The sequence below is a fragment of the Streptomyces sp. NPDC090106 genome (genome assembly GCF_044747265.1).
Taxonomy (GTDB): Bacteria; Actinomycetota; Actinomycetes; order Streptomycetales; family Streptomycetaceae; genus Streptomyces.
Window position 1 is genome coordinate 149113 of record NZ_JBIVDS010000014.1, and the last position, 12998, is coordinate 162110.

General features: G+C 73.2%; 16 protein-coding genes. 7 read left to right on the top strand and 9 right to left on the bottom strand.

Annotation, left to right across the window (positions count from 1 at the left end; translation table 11 throughout):
• Positions 1–69: 69 nt before the first annotated feature.
• The 3 genes from ACIPSE_RS36795 to ACIPSE_RS36805 all read left to right on the top strand — a co-directional run bounded on the left by ACIPSE_RS36795 (position 70) and on the right by ACIPSE_RS36805 (position 3676).
• A complete protein-coding gene (locus ACIPSE_RS36795) occupies positions 70–1188 on the top strand; it encodes an NADH:flavin oxidoreductase (protein ID WP_401671632.1) in 1119 nt (372 codons plus the stop codon).
• Between the two features lie 28 nt (positions 1189–1216).
• Positions 1217–2083, top strand: a complete 867-nt coding sequence (locus tag ACIPSE_RS36800; RefSeq protein WP_401671635.1) for a metallophosphoesterase — start codon at positions 1217–1219, stop codon at positions 2081–2083.
• Positions 2084–2194: 111 nt separating this feature from the next.
• Positions 2195–3676: an MFS transporter gene (locus ACIPSE_RS36805; RefSeq protein WP_401671637.1), complete on the top strand. Its 1482-nt coding sequence runs from the start codon at positions 2195–2197 to the stop codon at positions 3674–3676.
• A 28-nt stretch (positions 3677–3704) separates the two neighbouring features.
• Here ACIPSE_RS36805 and ACIPSE_RS36810 read toward each other — a convergent pair whose 3' ends face one another.
• From ACIPSE_RS36810 to ACIPSE_RS36820, 3 genes are read right to left on the bottom strand one after another with little or no spacing between them, the layout of a single operon-like run.
• Entirely contained in the window at positions 3705–4271 is a 567-nt protein-coding gene (locus ACIPSE_RS36810; protein ID WP_401671639.1) for a hypothetical protein, read from the bottom strand.
• A gap of 49 nt (positions 4272–4320) precedes the next feature.
• A complete protein-coding gene (locus tag ACIPSE_RS36815) occupies positions 4321–4527 on the bottom strand; it encodes a DUF397 domain-containing protein (RefSeq protein WP_401671641.1) in 207 nt (68 codons plus the stop codon).
• On the bottom strand, positions 4511–5350 hold the full coding sequence (locus ACIPSE_RS36820) for a Scr1 family TA system antitoxin-like transcriptional regulator (RefSeq protein ID WP_401671643.1): 840 nt from the start codon (positions 5348–5350) through the stop codon (positions 4511–4513). Before ACIPSE_RS36820 ends, ACIPSE_RS36815 begins: the two co-directional genes overlap by 17 nt.
• 115 nt (positions 5351–5465) lie before the next feature.
• Between ACIPSE_RS36820 and ACIPSE_RS36825 the strand changes: the two genes are divergently transcribed.
• On the top strand, positions 5466–5858 hold the full coding sequence (locus tag ACIPSE_RS36825; RefSeq protein WP_401671645.1) for a hypothetical protein: 393 nt from the start codon (positions 5466–5468) through the stop codon (positions 5856–5858).
• A gap of 46 nt (positions 5859–5904) precedes the next feature.
• On the opposite strand, the gene ACIPSE_RS36830 is transcribed toward ACIPSE_RS36825, so the two are convergent.
• From ACIPSE_RS36830 to ACIPSE_RS36845, 4 genes are all read right to left on the bottom strand, one after another.
• Positions 5905–6288, bottom strand: coding sequence for a hypothetical protein (locus ACIPSE_RS36830; protein ID WP_401671648.1), 384 nt, complete (start codon positions 6286–6288; stop codon positions 5905–5907).
• Positions 6289–6369: 81 nt separating this feature from the next.
• Positions 6370–7734: a PTS transporter subunit EIIC gene (locus tag ACIPSE_RS36835; RefSeq protein ID WP_401671650.1), complete on the bottom strand. Its 1365-nt coding sequence runs from the start codon at positions 7732–7734 to the stop codon at positions 6370–6372.
• Between the two features lie 16 nt (positions 7735–7750).
• Positions 7751–8680, bottom strand: a complete 930-nt coding sequence (gene murQ, locus ACIPSE_RS36840; RefSeq protein WP_401671653.1) for an N-acetylmuramic acid 6-phosphate etherase — start codon at positions 8678–8680, stop codon at positions 7751–7753.
• A gap of 69 nt (positions 8681–8749) precedes the next feature.
• Positions 8750–9670, bottom strand: coding sequence for a MurR/RpiR family transcriptional regulator (locus ACIPSE_RS36845; protein WP_401671655.1), 921 nt, complete (start codon positions 9668–9670; stop codon positions 8750–8752).
• A 55-nt stretch (positions 9671–9725) separates the two neighbouring features.
• Between ACIPSE_RS36845 and ACIPSE_RS36850 the strand changes: the two genes are divergently transcribed.
• Both ACIPSE_RS36850 and ACIPSE_RS36855 read left to right on the top strand, forming a co-directional pair.
• On the top strand, positions 9726–10112 hold the full coding sequence (locus ACIPSE_RS36850; RefSeq protein WP_401671658.1) for a hypothetical protein: 387 nt from the start codon (positions 9726–9728) through the stop codon (positions 10110–10112).
• Positions 10109–10378, top strand: coding sequence for a DUF4031 domain-containing protein (locus ACIPSE_RS36855; protein ID WP_401671660.1), 270 nt, complete (start codon positions 10109–10111; stop codon positions 10376–10378). Before ACIPSE_RS36850 ends, ACIPSE_RS36855 begins: the two co-directional genes overlap by 4 nt.
• A 28-nt stretch (positions 10379–10406) precedes the next feature.
• On the opposite strand, the gene ACIPSE_RS36860 is transcribed toward ACIPSE_RS36855, so the two are convergent.
• Together ACIPSE_RS36860 and ACIPSE_RS36865 are read right to left on the bottom strand one after the other, a co-directional pair.
• On the bottom strand, positions 10407–11513 hold the full coding sequence (locus ACIPSE_RS36860) for a GNAT family N-acetyltransferase (protein ID WP_401671662.1): 1107 nt from the start codon (positions 11511–11513) through the stop codon (positions 10407–10409).
• 27 nt (positions 11514–11540) lie between these two features.
• The gene (locus ACIPSE_RS36865; protein WP_401671664.1) at positions 11541–12179 is read right to left on the bottom strand and encodes a hypothetical protein; all 639 of its coding nucleotides are present in this window, start codon (positions 12177–12179) and stop codon (positions 11541–11543) included.
• A gap of 114 nt (positions 12180–12293) precedes the next feature.
• Here ACIPSE_RS36865 and ACIPSE_RS36870 point away from each other — a divergent pair, with 114 nt between their 5' ends.
• Positions 12294–12986 carry a copper homeostasis protein CutC gene (locus ACIPSE_RS36870; protein ID WP_401671666.1) on the top strand — a complete coding sequence of 231 codons (693 nt, stop codon included), beginning with the start codon at positions 12294–12296 and terminating at the stop codon, positions 12984–12986.
• The last annotated feature ends 12 nt before the right edge of the window (positions 12987–12998 follow it).

Here is a 12998-nt window from a genome sequence, read left to right on the forward strand (position 1 = left end):
CGTACTGTCTATGCGTATGCACATACCGCCTGGTACCTCAGGTGACCCCCACCCCTAGGAGCCCCCCACGTGAGCGCCACCGCCACCCGCGCCGCCGAGATCCTCTCCCGGCCGGCCGTGATCAACGGTCTGACCGTCCCGAACCGCATCGCGATGGCGCCGATGACCCGTATGTTCTCCCCGGGCGGCATCCCGGGCGAGGACGTCGCGTCGTACTACGCGCGCCGGGCCGCGGCGGGCGTGGGCCTGATCGTGACGGAGGGGACGTACGTCGGTCACGACTCGGCGGGCCAGAGCAGCCGCGTCCCGCGCTTCCACGGTGACGAGCAGCTCGCGGCCTGGGCGCGGGTCGCCGCGGACGTGCACGCGGCGGGCGGCACGATCTTCCCGCAGCTGTGGCACATCGGCATGGTCCGCAAGGAGGGCCAGTCGCCGGTGAAGACGGCCCCGGCCGTCGGCCCCTCCGGCCTGCGCATCGGGGAGGAGGAGCGCACGGGCACGGCGATGACCCAGCGCGACATCGACGACGTCATCGGCGCCTTCGCCGAGGCCGCCGCCGCGGCGGAGCGCATCGGCATGGACGGCGTGGAGATCCACGGCGCGCACGGCTACCTCGTGGACCAGTTCCTCTGGAAGGGCACCAACCGGCGCACCGACGCCTACGGCGGCGACCCCGTCGCCCGCACCCGGTTCGCCGCCGAGATCGTCGCGGCCGTCCGGGAGACCGTCTCCCCGGAGTTCCCGGTCGTCTTCCGCTACTCGCAGTGGAAGCAGGACGCCTACGCCGCCCGTCTCGCCGAGACCCCGCAGGAGCTGGAGGCCGTCCTCGCCCCGCTCGCCGCGGCCGGTGTCGACGCCTTCCACGCCTCGACCCGCCGCTACTGGATCCCGGAGTTCGAGGGCGCGGACCTCAACCTCGCGGGCTGGACGAAGAAGCTCACCGGCAAGCCCACCATCACGGTCGGCTCGGTCGGCCTGGACGGCGACTTCATGGGGGCCTTCGTCGGCGAGGGCTCCCCGCTCAAGTCGATCGACGACCTGCTCGACGGCTTCGAGCGCGACGAGTACGACATGGTCGCCGTCGGCCGGGCCCTGCTCCAGGACCCGCAGTGGGCGCGGAAGGTCCTCACGGGCCGCCACGACGAGCTGAAGCCGTACGACGCCAAGGCGCTCCAGTCCCTGAGCTGAGCCCCAACTCCTGTGTAGTGTCCGGGAGATGAGGATTCTCCAGCTCTCGGACACGCATCTGCGACGCACCGACGCGCCGGACGCGCGCGGTGTCAACGCGCATGACTCCCTGCGGCTGATGCTCGCCGAGCTGCGGCATCAGCGGGGCGTCGACGCGGTCGTCGTCACCGGCGACCTCGCCGACGACGGTGCCGTGGAGGCGTACACGGCGCTGCGGGACCTGGTGGGCGCCTTCGCGCGGGACGTGCTGGGCGGGGCGCCCGTCTTCTACACCACCGGCAACCACGACGAGCGCACGGCGTTCGGCAAGGTGCTCGGCAGCGGGCACCCCGAGCCGGAGCGGGTGCTGGAGTCCGCCGACAACGAGCGGGCCGCCGTCAGCACGGTCGCCGGCTGGCGCCTGGTGACGCTCGACTCCCTGGTGCCGGGGAAGGTGTACGGCCGGCTGAGCGCCGTCCAGCTCGACTGGCTGCGCGAGGTGCTGGGCACCCCGGCCGAGCACGGCACCGTCCTCGCCTTCCACCACCCGCCCGTCACCCTCGACCACCCGGTCCAGCGGGCCTTCGGACTGCTGGACCCCGGGGAGCTGGGCGAGGCCGTGCGCGGGACGGACGTACGGGCCGTCCTCACCGGCCACTTCCACTGCCAGCTGTACGGCGTGCTGGCGGGCGTCCCGGTGTGGGTGACCCCGGGGGTCGTCAACCGGGTCGACCTGGCGACGGCGCCGGGCACCGAGCGGGCCGTGCGCGGGGCCTCCGCGACGCTGGTGGAGCTCGGCGGGCCGTCGAGCCCGCTCTTCCACACCCTCCACGCACGCGATCCCCGGGCCCACGAGACCGTCTACGAGCTGGACGAGGAGCAGGTGCGGGGCATCCTGGAGCGCGAGGGGAGCTGAGCCGGTCGGCCGGGCGGAGCGGCCCCGGCGGGCCTGACCTGCGTCTATTGTTTAAGTCAAGCAACTGACTTAAAGTTGCCCGGGTCAATCAGATTCCCTTGGAGGCCCGCCATGTCCGACGCCCTTGCCCGTCCCACCGGGGCGGGGGGTTCCGCGCCGCCGCGGACCAACGCCGTGGTGGCGGTGCTGGCCTTCGCCGGGATCGTGGTCTCGCTGATGCAGACCCTGGTGATCCCGATCGTCGCCGAGCTGCCCACGCTGCTCGACGCCCCCGCCTCGGACACCGCCTGGGCCGTCACGGCCACCCTGCTGGCCGCCGCCGTGGCCACCCCGGTCATCGGACGCCTCGGTGACATGTTCGGCAAGCGGCGCATGCTGCTGGTCAGCGTGGTGCTGCTGATCGTCGGCTCGGTCGTCTGCGCGATGGCGGACACCCTGGTCCCGATGATCATCGGCCGGGTGCTCCAGGGTCTCGCCTCCGGTGTCATCCCGCTCGGCATCAGCATCATGCGCGACGAACTGCCCGCCGAGCGTCTCGCCTCCGCCACCGCCCTGATGAGCGCCTCCCTCGGCGTCGGCGGCGCGCTCGGTCTGCCGGCCGCCGCGCTCATCGCGGACAACCTCGACTGGCACGCCCTGTTCTGGGTCTCGGCCGGCCTGGGCGTCGTCGCCCTCGCCCTCGTCCTCGCGCTGGTCCCCGAGTCACGCGTGCGCACCGGTGGCCGGTTCGACTTCGTCGGCGCGGTCGGCATGGCGGCCGGACTCGTCTCCCTGCTGCTCGCCATCTCCAAGGGCGCCGACTGGGGCTGGGGCAGCGGCACGACGATCGGGCTGTTCGCCGCGGCCGTCGTGATCCTGCTGGCCTGGGGCTGGTTCGAGCTGCGCACCACCCAGCCGCTCGTCGACCTGCGCACCACGGCCCGCCGTCAGGTGCTGGTGACCAACCTCGCCTCGATCGCCGTCGGTGTCGCCATGTTCTCGATGAGCCTGGTCATCCCGCAGCTCCTCCAGTTGCCCTCGCAGACCGGTTACGGCCTCGGCCAGTCCATGCTCACCGCCGGTCTGGTGATGGCCCCCTCGGGTCTGGTCATGATGGTCACCGCCCCGGTCTCCGCCGCCGTGTCCAAGGCCCGCGGCCCCAAGGTGACGCTGATGATCGGCGCGCTGATCGTGGCGGCCGGCTACGGCCTGAACATCCTGCTGATGTCCGAGGTCTGGCACTTCGTCCTGGTGTCCTGCGTCATCGGCGCCGGCATCGGCTTCACCTACGGCTCGATGCCCGCGCTCATCATGGGCGCCGTGCCCGCCTCGGAGACGGCCGCCGCGAACAGCCTCAACACCCTGATGCGTTCGATCGGCACGTCCAGCGCCAGCGCCATCGCCGGTGTCATCCTCGCCCAGCTCACCATCGACTTCGGCGGCATCGCCCTGCCGTCCGAGAACGGCTTCAAGGTCGTCCTCGCGGTGGGCGCGGGCGCCGCGCTGCTGGCCTTCGCGGTGGCCTCGTTCATCCCGCGCCAGCGGACGGCCGGAGACCCGGCGCCGGTCACCGGCGGTACGGCCGACCCGGCCGAGATGGCCGCCAAGTCCTAGGCCGGACCGGGCCCCTGGCGCGGCCGGACTACAGGTTGCCCAGGGGCTCGATGTCCACCTTCACCGGGGTGCCCCACACCCGCAGCACCTCGTAGTCGGTGAACTCGTGCACCAGGCGGTACGCCATCGCCGCGCGCGGGCCCCGGCGGGCCGCCGCGAGGTACTGCTCGGCCTCGCGGCGGTCCCGGCGCGGGGTGCCGCACAGCTGCCACTCCTGGCCGTTCCACAGCTCCGGCAGATACCGCTGCTGGGGCTGCGGACGGTCGGCGCGTACGCCGTACCGGGAGGGCGCGGACGCCGCCTGCGCCGGGGCGGACGGCCCGTTGATCTGCGAGCGCCGGGCCGCCCTGCGCCGTGTCTCGCACAGCAGGCACAGATCGGGCGCGTTCTCGTCGACCGGCCCGTTGGGGTGCTCGGCGCAGCGGGTCGTCGGGGCGGCCGAGGTGACGCTCTCGTCCAGCAGCTCCAGGGCACGCTTGAGGTCCGCCTTGACCTCGTGGAGCCTGGCGTCGGGGGTGTCGGAGTTCAGGGCCTCGCCGTGCTCGCCGATCAGGCGCAGGGCTCGGCCCAGAGCGGTGAGCTGGGCGTGGTTCATGGAACGGCTCCGGTCGTGGGGTCACCAGCACTGTACCCACGAGCCCGGATCAGCGGGCTTTCACTCCGTCGACGAACGCGGCCCAGGTCCGCGACGCGAAGGCGAGACGGGGGCCGTGAGGGTTCTTGCTGTCACGGACGGGGATCAGGGCGGGGTGACCGGTGGCGACTTCGAGGCAGTTGCCGCCACTTCCTCCGCTGTAGCTGGACTTGTGCCAGGTGGCTGCGTCAAGGCCGTGCTCAGGGTTGCTCCTCATGGGCGTAATCCTGCGCCATCGCCTCGATCAGAGCCAGGGAGTTCTGGGGGGAGAGAGCCGCTGCCACGAGGAGGTGGTAGGTGAAGCGCTGGTGCTTCGCGGTGGCCGGATCGTCCTCCAGCCGTCCCATGCCGACGCCCTCGAAGTAGACCAGGGGCGGGGCGTTCTCGAAGTCCATCAGCTTGATGGCACCCTCCATCGCCGGATGCGCCCCGGCATCCAACGGCAGTACTTGTACGATCACCCGGCCCCGCCGGGCCAGTTCGGCGATATGACGCAACGCCTCCGCCATCACCTGGGGTCCGCCCGCCGCCCGGCGCAGCGCCGCCTCGTCGATCACCGCCCATACCAACGGCTCTGTCGGGTCATCGAGGAGCCGCGTCCGTTCCATACGGAGCCTCACCAGCTTCTCGATCTCCTCCTCCGGTGCCGTCGGCCGGTAGACGCGGCACACGGCATGGGCGTACGCCGGGGTCTGGAGGAGACCGGGGATCAGCGAAGGCGCGTACTCCCGGATCTCGATCGCCTCCGCCTCCGCCTCCACCGCCTCCGCGAAGTGTTCCGGGTACTTCGACTTGGCCGCGGCGACGCAGTTGCGCTGGAAGAAGTCCTCCGTGCCCAGCTCCTTGTCCAGCAGGCGTGCGTACTCCGGTTGCATCCGGCGGGTCCCGGACTCCAGCTGGCCGATGAACGAGCCGCTCACGAACAGGCGTTGGCCCAGCTCCTCCTGGCTGAGCCGCGCCTTCTCCCGCGCGTGGCGCAGTTCGGCCCCCAGCAGGGCCCTCGGGGAGGACGACGGGTCGAGGTCCTTCGGTCCGGCCATGGGCGACTCCCGGTCTCACGGACAAGGGTGTTGGGCTGCCTCGTATGGCCAGGTTAGGGACGCGGGCGCCACTCTGTGTAGCGAATCGGGAACTCGGCGTGGAGGTGGAGTGTTCGTGCGGCCGACGGAGGAAGTGGTGGCGACCCTCAAGGAAGCCCTGGTGGGGGTGGGGGTGGTGCTGCCGTCCCTGTGCGTGGACCCGGTGAGCGAGGCGGGCGAGGAACCGTTCGCACTGGTGGACCTGGGGCGTTGCAACGCGCGTACGGCGGAGCGGTTGGCGTCGGTGCTGCGGGCGGAGAGGCCGCCGGTCGGGTCGTACGTCATCGACGGGCGGGACGGCCGGATCGGCGAGGTGATGGGACACCTGGCCGGGCGGGCGCAGTTGCGGCCGGTCGGGGGCGGCCGGGAGTGGGACTGTCCGCCGCACGAGACGGAGCCGGTGGCGCGGGAGGAGGTGCTGCGGGCGCGGGTGAGGCAGGTGAACCAGGAGCGGAGAATGCTGAACTGACGCCCGTGACCGGGCCGGCCGTCGTGCCTCGTCCGGTTCCGTTCCGTCAGACGAGCATCAGGTCGTTGTACCCCCAGGCCGCGCTCCCGCCGAAGGCCAGCGTGACGGCGGTGGCCGTCAGAGCGGGGCCCAGGGCCGGGTGGGCGAGGCGTCGGCGGGGCAACAGCTCGGCCGAGCAGTCGACGGCGATGGCGTAGGCCAGCGCCACCAGGACCTGCTGCATCCTGAGGTGCCAGGTCCCGTTCACGGCCATCACCAGCACGAACCCGCCGACCGCGGCGGCGGCCCCGGCGAGGAGGCGGGGGCCGCGGAACGACTCGAACTCCGGTGCCCCGCGCCGCTTCCGGGCCCAGAGGCCATGGAAGAGGACCGCGAGGAGAACGGCGTTCGCCACCATGGCGCCGACGATCGTGAAGGCGTCGAATCTCACCGGTGCGCTCTTTCCACGATGCTCGTCACGGGCGAGGTGATCAGACACCAGGAGCCTGTGGTGAGGCTGTGGCGCGGAACGCTATTCCTCGGTGACGGCCGCCATGGCCTTCACCGGCACCGGTCGCCGCCGCGTCCCCCACGCCCAGGTCGCGCCGAAGCCCACCGCGTACGCCGTCAGCAGGCCGCCGCCGTAGACGGCGGCGAGCGTCGGCCAGTTCGCGTCGCCCGCGAGGAGCGGGAACAGGGCCCAGCCCGAGGGGCCGATGGCGGTGGCGCCCACCGGGTCGCCCAGCATCGCGAAGAAGCCGACGAACGCCCCGCCCGCCGCCCCGCCGACGCACGCGGTCAGGAACGGGGTGCCGAGAGGGAGGGAGACGCCGTAGATCAGTGGCTCCCCGACGCCCAGCAGCCCCGCGGGCAGCGCCGACTTGATGGTGGCCCGCAGGGTCGTGTCGTGGCGCAGCCGCACGTACACCGCGAGGGCCGCGCCGACCTGGCCCGCACCGGCCATCGCCAGCAGCGGCAGCAGCACGGTGGAGCCCTGCTGCTCGATGAGTGTGGCGTGGATGGGGATGAGGGCCTGGTGCAGGCCGAGCATGACCAGGGGGAGGAAGAGGCCGCCGAGGACCAGGCCGGCGAAGGCGCCCGTCGTCGTGAGGAGCCAGGTCGCGGCGGTGCCGATGGCGGAGGCGGCCGTCCCGGCGGCGTACATCAGCACGTACAGGGTCGTCAGGCCCGCGACCAGGACCGTCACCGTCGGGGTGACGAGGACGTCCAGGGCCGCCGGGACCCGGCCCCGGCACCACCGCTCGACGTAGGTGCCCAGCAGCGCCGCCGCCAGGGCGCCCAGGACCCCGCCCTGGCCGGGGGAGAGGGCGACCCCGAAGGCCGTCACCTTCGCCACTCCCGGGTACACGACGATCGCGGCGACCGCCCCGCCCAGCACCGGTGTGCCGCCGAACTCCTTCGCCGTGTTGTGGCCGACGAACACCGCGATCAGCGACATGAACGCCGACGCGATCGCGGTCAGCGCCGGGGTCACCCCGGTCAGCCGGCCGGAGTTCACGAGCAGCCCGTTGACGCCCGCGAGGACGCCGCAGCCGATCAGCGCGGGGATCAGCGGCACGAAGATGTTCGCCACCCGGCGCAGGAGCAGCTTGAGCGGGGTCGCGTTGCGGTCCTTCTGCCGCTCCTTGCGCAGCAGCGCCTCGAACTCGGCGGTCACCCGCGCGACGACCCCGGGGCCGAGCACCACCTGCCAGGAGTCGCCGTCCTCGACCACGCCGAGCACCCCGGGCAGCGCCCGCACCGCCTCCCCGTCCACCCGTGAGCCGTCCGCGAGACCCAGCCGCAGCCGGGTCATGCAGTGGGCCACGGACGTCACGTTGGAGGGGCCGCCGACAAGGGGCAGGAGGGCGGTGGCGAGGTCGTACGAGGTGGGCATGGCACGAGCGTGCTGGTCAGCTCCCCGCCGCCGCCAGCGCGGCGCGCAGTCGGCCGCCGGACTCCTCCAGAAGGCGGGTGGCACGCGGCCCGTCGACTCCGGCGAGGAGCACGAGGATCGCGTCCTTCACCTCGCCGTCGGTCGCCGCGAGGGCCCGCTCGATCTCCTCGTCCCCGGCGCCCGTCGCGAGGGCGACGATCCGGCGGGAGCGGGCGCGCAGCTTCTCGTTGGAGGCCCGCACGTCCACCATCAGGTTCCCGTACGTCTTGCCCAGCCGGATCATCGTGATCGTCGACAGCATGTTCAGGACCAGCTTCTGGGCCGTGCCCGCCTTCAGCCGGGTGGAGCCGGTCAGCAGCTCGGGGCCCACGACGATCTCGATGCCGTGGTCGGCCGCCGCCGCGAGTGCGCTGTGCGCGTTGCAGGACAGCCCGACCGTCAACGCGCCCCGCGCCCGCGCGTGCGCGACGGCGGCGATCGCGTACGGGGTGCGGCCCGACGCCGAGACGCCCACCACCGTGTCGGCCGGGCCGAGGGCGATCCCGTCCAGGTCCGCGCGCGCCAGCTCCGCCGAGTCCTCCGCGCCCTCCACGGACGACACCATCGCCGCCGGGCCGCCCGCGAGGACGCCGATCACCTGGCCGGGGCCGGTGTTGAAGGTCGGCGGGCACTCGGAGGCGTCCAGCACCCCGAGCCGGCCCGCCGTGCCCGCGCCGGCGTAGACCAGCCGGCCGCCGCGCGCCATCCGCTCGGCGAGGGCGTCGATGGCGGCGGCGATCTCGGGCAGCTTCTCCCGCACGGCCGTCGGCACGGTCGCGTCCTCGCCGTTCATCAGGCGGGCGATGTCGAGGGTGGGCAGCCGGTCGATGTCGGCGAGCTCCGGGCGGAACGCCTCGGTGGTCAGGGTCTCCAGCTCGGCGCGCAGGTCACGGGGGGCAGAGGTCATGGGGGAGCGGCTCTCTCGGATCCAGGACGGTACGGAAGGCTCTCTACGGTCGGCGCTCTGGGGTCGGTCTCATCGGCGGTGCCGGTGCGCCAGCGCCTCGTAGGACGCGGACAGCGCGGGCGCGGCGGTGTCGTACGTCCGCTGCGCCACCCCGACGAACAGACAGTCCACCACCAGCAGCTGGCTCGTGCGCGACGACATGGCCGCCGGGCGCAGCTCGCTCTCCCGGGCGGTGGACGTGGTCAGGACGTGGTCGGCGTACTGGGTGACCGCGCCGTCCGGGCGGCCGGTGATCGCCACCGTCGTCGCCCCGCGCTCGAAGGCCACCCGCAGGGGTTCGATGACGTCCCCGGTCGAGCCGGAGTGGGTGATGGCGATGGCGACGTCGCCCGCGCGCAGCTGCACCGCGTTGGTCACGGCGAGATGCGGGTCGCTGTGGGCGTGCGCTATCAGGCCTATGCGCAGGAGCTTCTGGGTCAGGTCCTGGGCGACCAGGCCGGAGGCGCCGATGCCGTACACGTCGATGCGGCGGGCGCTCGCCGCGGCCGACACCGCCGCCGTGAGCTGGACCGTGTCCAGGCCGGCCGCCGTGTCGGCGAGGGTCTGCTGCTCGTCGTACGCCAGTTTCGCGACGACGTCCGCGATCGGGTCGTCCACCGCGATGTCCGTGGTGATCGCGGGCGCGCGCCCCGACTGCTGCTGGGCGGCCAGCCCCGCCAGGGCGAGCCGCAGATCGCGGTAGCCGGGGTAGCCGAGGAGGCGGGCCGTGCGCACGACCGTCGCCTCGCTGGTGCCCGTCAGTCCGGCGAGCCCGGTGACCGTGAGGGCCGCGCAGCCCGCCGGGTCGGCGGCGACGGCCTCGGCGACGCGCTGCATGGAGCGGGTCATGGACGGGGCCAGGGTGCGCACCTTGGCGGCGAGGGCGGCGGGCGCGGGCGGTGTGCTCGGGGCCGCGGCGCCGTCGAAAATTTCCTTCACCTTCTGGGTCACCTCTGAAAGATATTTTCGGGCCGGTGGATCGGTCAAGAGTGCGCACAATGGGTGCATGGATCCCTCGGTCAGTCCCCTGGAACAGGCGTTGCACGCGGCACGCGCCCTCGTGCTCGCCGATCTGGTCGCGGGCGAGGTGGCCGAGGCGGACGTGGTGTCGCTCGTCGAGGAGTCCGTCGTCCAGCGGCGGTGGTGGGTGGAGCAGTGGCCCGAGGGCGTCGGCTTCGTCGCCGGGCTCGTCGCGCAGGACGTGCAGGACGCGCTGCTGGAGCGGTACGGACGCTGGCCGCTGTGCCCGGTGTGCGGCGCGGGCGACCCGCACGCCCTCGACGTCGAACCGGAACTGGGGCCCGACCCGCACTGGGTGTGCCACAAGGCGGGCGTGAAGGTCGCCGCCGTCGGCTCCCTCGCACCGGCCGGCGGCGGGGCGCCCGCCTCGTGACCGTCTACGTCGACCCGCCCACCTGGCCGGGCCACGGCCGCCTCTGGTCCCACCTCGTCAGCGACGTCTCCTACGACGAGCTCCACGCCTTCGCCGACGGCCTCGGCGTGCCCCGGCGCGCCTTCGAACGCGACCACTACGACATCCCCTCCCACCGGTACGCGGACGTCGTCGCCGCCGGCGCGGTCGAGGTCAGCAGCCGCGAGGTGGTCCGGCTGCTCACCGCCGCCGGCCTGCGCCGCCCCAAGGGCCGCCCGAGCGCGTAGGCAGGCCCTGGGCGCTGGGCGTGCCGGACTAGGCGTGCCGGACGTACAGGCGCAGTGCCTGGTCGTGGTCGCGTTCCTCGTTGACCGCGCGCTCCTCCTCGGCCGGGGCCCGCCGGAAGCCGGTGCGGGCGACCACGCGCTGGGAGGCGGCGTTGTCGTGGTCGATCGTCGCGACCAGGGAGCGGACCCCGTCCTGGGCCAGCGCCCATTCCGTCATCGCGGCGAGCGCCTCGGTGGCGTACCCCCGGCCCCGCGCGGACGGCGCCAGGTCGTAGCCGACCTCCGCGCGGCCGTCCTCGTCCGGGGCGCTGTGGAAGCCCATGCCGCCGACCGCCCGGCCGTCGTCGCGCCGGACCAGGACGAACACGCCCCACCCCGGGCGGTGCGTGCCCTCCTCGTACGCCTTGGCGAGCATTCCCGACGCCTGCCGGGTGCCCTCGAAGGGGCCGTCCTCCACCCACGCGAAACCGCCGTCGCCGCCGAGGTGCAGATCGAGCGCGGCGGCCGGCGTGAGCGCCTCCAGGGTGAGCCGGCCGGTGTCGAGGACGAGGTTGTTGTACCAGGCCCAGTCCCCGGTGACCGGCTCCCGCCCGGGCAGCTCCCCGCGGCCGGTGGCCCACAGCAGGGTCCGCCAGTGGTCGGCGTCCGGCCGCACGTGCGGGAACATCCGGGTCAGGACGAACTCGGCGAGCTCCCCCGGGGGTTCGTAGACCAGCTCCAGGCCCTCGGCGATGTCGTGGGTGTGCAGCAGCACCTCGCCGACGGCCAGCGCCGCGAACCCCTCCGGGTTGGCGCTCAGGAACGGGCGCGGGTGATAGGCGCGGACCCGCGGGGGCGTCGTACGGACCGTCGCCGCGAGCAGGGCGCCGCCGCCCTCGACGAGCTGGAGCGCGCGGGCGTTGTCGGTGCTGTCGTCCACGACCACGTCGAAGGGGCGGTAGGCGTCCTGCACCCGGCTCGCCAGCCGTCCCGCGTACACGATCAGGTCCTGCGCGATGTGCACGGCGGTCTCGTGACAACTCCACTCCACCCGGCCTGCCCTGACCGCCTTCCAGTCCCGGTCGACCGCCGTCCGCAGCACCGCCACCGCACCCGCGACGGCCTCGGCCACCCGTTCCCCGCCCTTGTGTTCCATGCGGGGAAGGCTAGGCGGCGCCCGCCCTCACGGCGACAGCAATGCGACTTCCCCCGCGAGGTTGTAACGGGCCGTGGCCTCCCAGTGCTCCGCCCCGTACGGCGTCCGGAACAGCCGGGGCAGCTCCAGCAACTGCCGCAGCACCGCCGAGCGGCCCTCCCGGAACGCCTCGTCCGGCACGAAGTGGTACTCCTCGCGCACGGCCGCCGTGTACGCCGCGTACGCCGACGGGGGCGCCGCCAGGATCGCCAGATCGGCGTCGCACAGCACCTGGCCGTCGCGGTCGTCCTCGCCGGGGTCGTGCGTCACGGTCAGCAGCACCAGCCGGGCCACCTCCGCGGCCTTCGCCGCCGCCACCCCGGCCTCGGTGAGCGCCCGTTCCGCGATCCGCGCGGAACGCTCCTCGTTCGTCGACCGCTCCGGCAGATACACCGCGTCGTGGAACCAGGCGGCCAGCCGCACGGTGCCGGGGTCGTCCGCGTACGCCTCCAGCGTGTCGATGTGATCGAGGACGGCGGTGAGGTGCGCGAGCGTGTGGTACCGCCGCTGGGGCTCCCGCCAGCGGGCGAGGAGGTCGTCCGCGTACGGCAGGGGATCGGGTCCGGTGTCCCGGGCACCGTCCAGGGCGTGGACGAAACGGCTGCGAAGGGCGTCGAGATCGGCCATGCCCTGATTGTCGCGCGCCGCTGGCGTAGGGTGTGATTGGACTAGACCTGTATCGACGAGTGTCGACCCGTACCGCTCCTCGCCGGACGAAGCCAGTGACATGAATGGGGTGCCATGAGCAAGCGCGCAGTCCTGGAGGTGATCGCCCTCGACGCCGAGGACGCGGTCGCGGCGCAGGCCGGTGGCGCCGACAGGCTGGAACTGGTCACCGACATGGCGGCCGACGGCCTGACGCCCTCCGTCGCGACCTTCGCGCGCGTCCGGGCCGCCGTCGACATCGACCTGCGGGTGATGCTGCGGCTGTCCGACGGGTTCGCCGCGGGCGACGTCCACCGGCTGGTGCGGGTCGCGGGGGAGCTGCGGGCGGCCGGCGCCGACCAGTTCGTGCTCGGCTTCCTGGACGCGGAGGGCGGGGTCGACCTCGACGCGGTCGAGACACTGGCGGCGGCGATCGACGGCTGCCGCTGGACCTTCCACCGGGCCCTCGACCACGCCGCCGACCGCGACGCCCTGCGCAAGCAGCTCGCGGACCTGCCCGGCCTCGACACCTACCTCACGGCAGGCGCCCCCACCGGAGTCGACGACGGCCTCCCCACCCTCCTCACGGAAGCCGCCCGCACCGGCGACCCCGGCTACGAACAGCACCTCCTCATCGGCGGCGGCCTCCACCTCCCCCACGTCCCCCGCCTCCGCACCGCGGGCATCGACGCCTTCCACATCGGCGGAGCAGCAAGACCGAACGGCTGGCAGTCCCCGGTGTCGCAGGAAGCGGTACGGGAGTGGCGCAGAGCAGTGGACGACAACTGACCCACACGGGCT

Bases quoted from the DNA above. Each gene is read 5' to 3' on its own strand.
- ACIPSE_RS36865 (WP_401671664.1), bottom strand. From the start codon at position 12,179: ATGGCCGATCTCGACGCCCTTCGCAGCCGTTTCGTCCACGCCCTGGAC.
- ACIPSE_RS36835 (WP_401671650.1), bottom strand. From the start codon at position 7,734: ATGCCCACCTCGTACGACCTCGCCACCGCCCTCCTGCCCCTTGTCGGC.
- ACIPSE_RS36805 (WP_401671637.1), top strand. From the start codon at position 2,195: ATGTCCGACGCCCTTGCCCGTCCCACCGGGGCGGGGGGTTCCGCGCCG.
- ACIPSE_RS36860 (WP_401671662.1), bottom strand. From the start codon at position 11,513: ATGGAACACAAGGGCGGGGAACGGGTGGCCGAGGCCGTCGCGGGTGCG.
- ACIPSE_RS36870 (WP_401671666.1), top strand. From the start codon at position 12,294: ATGAGCAAGCGCGCAGTCCTGGAGGTGATCGCCCTCGACGCCGAGGAC.
- ACIPSE_RS36800 (WP_401671635.1), top strand. From the start codon at position 1,217: ATGAGGATTCTCCAGCTCTCGGACACGCATCTGCGACGCACCGACGCG.
- ACIPSE_RS36850 (WP_401671658.1), top strand. From the start codon at position 9,726: ATGGATCCCTCGGTCAGTCCCCTGGAACAGGCGTTGCACGCGGCACGC.
- ACIPSE_RS36815 (WP_401671641.1), bottom strand. From the start codon at position 4,527: ATGAGGAGCAACCCTGAGCACGGCCTTGACGCAGCCACCTGGCACAAG.
- ACIPSE_RS36810 (WP_401671639.1), bottom strand. From the start codon at position 4,271: ATGAACCACGCCCAGCTCACCGCTCTGGGCCGAGCCCTGCGCCTGATC.
- ACIPSE_RS36820 (WP_401671643.1), bottom strand. From the start codon at position 5,350: ATGGCCGGACCGAAGGACCTCGACCCGTCGTCCTCCCCGAGGGCCCTG.
- murQ (WP_401671653.1), bottom strand. From the start codon at position 8,680: ATGACCTCTGCCCCCCGTGACCTGCGCGCCGAGCTGGAGACCCTGACC.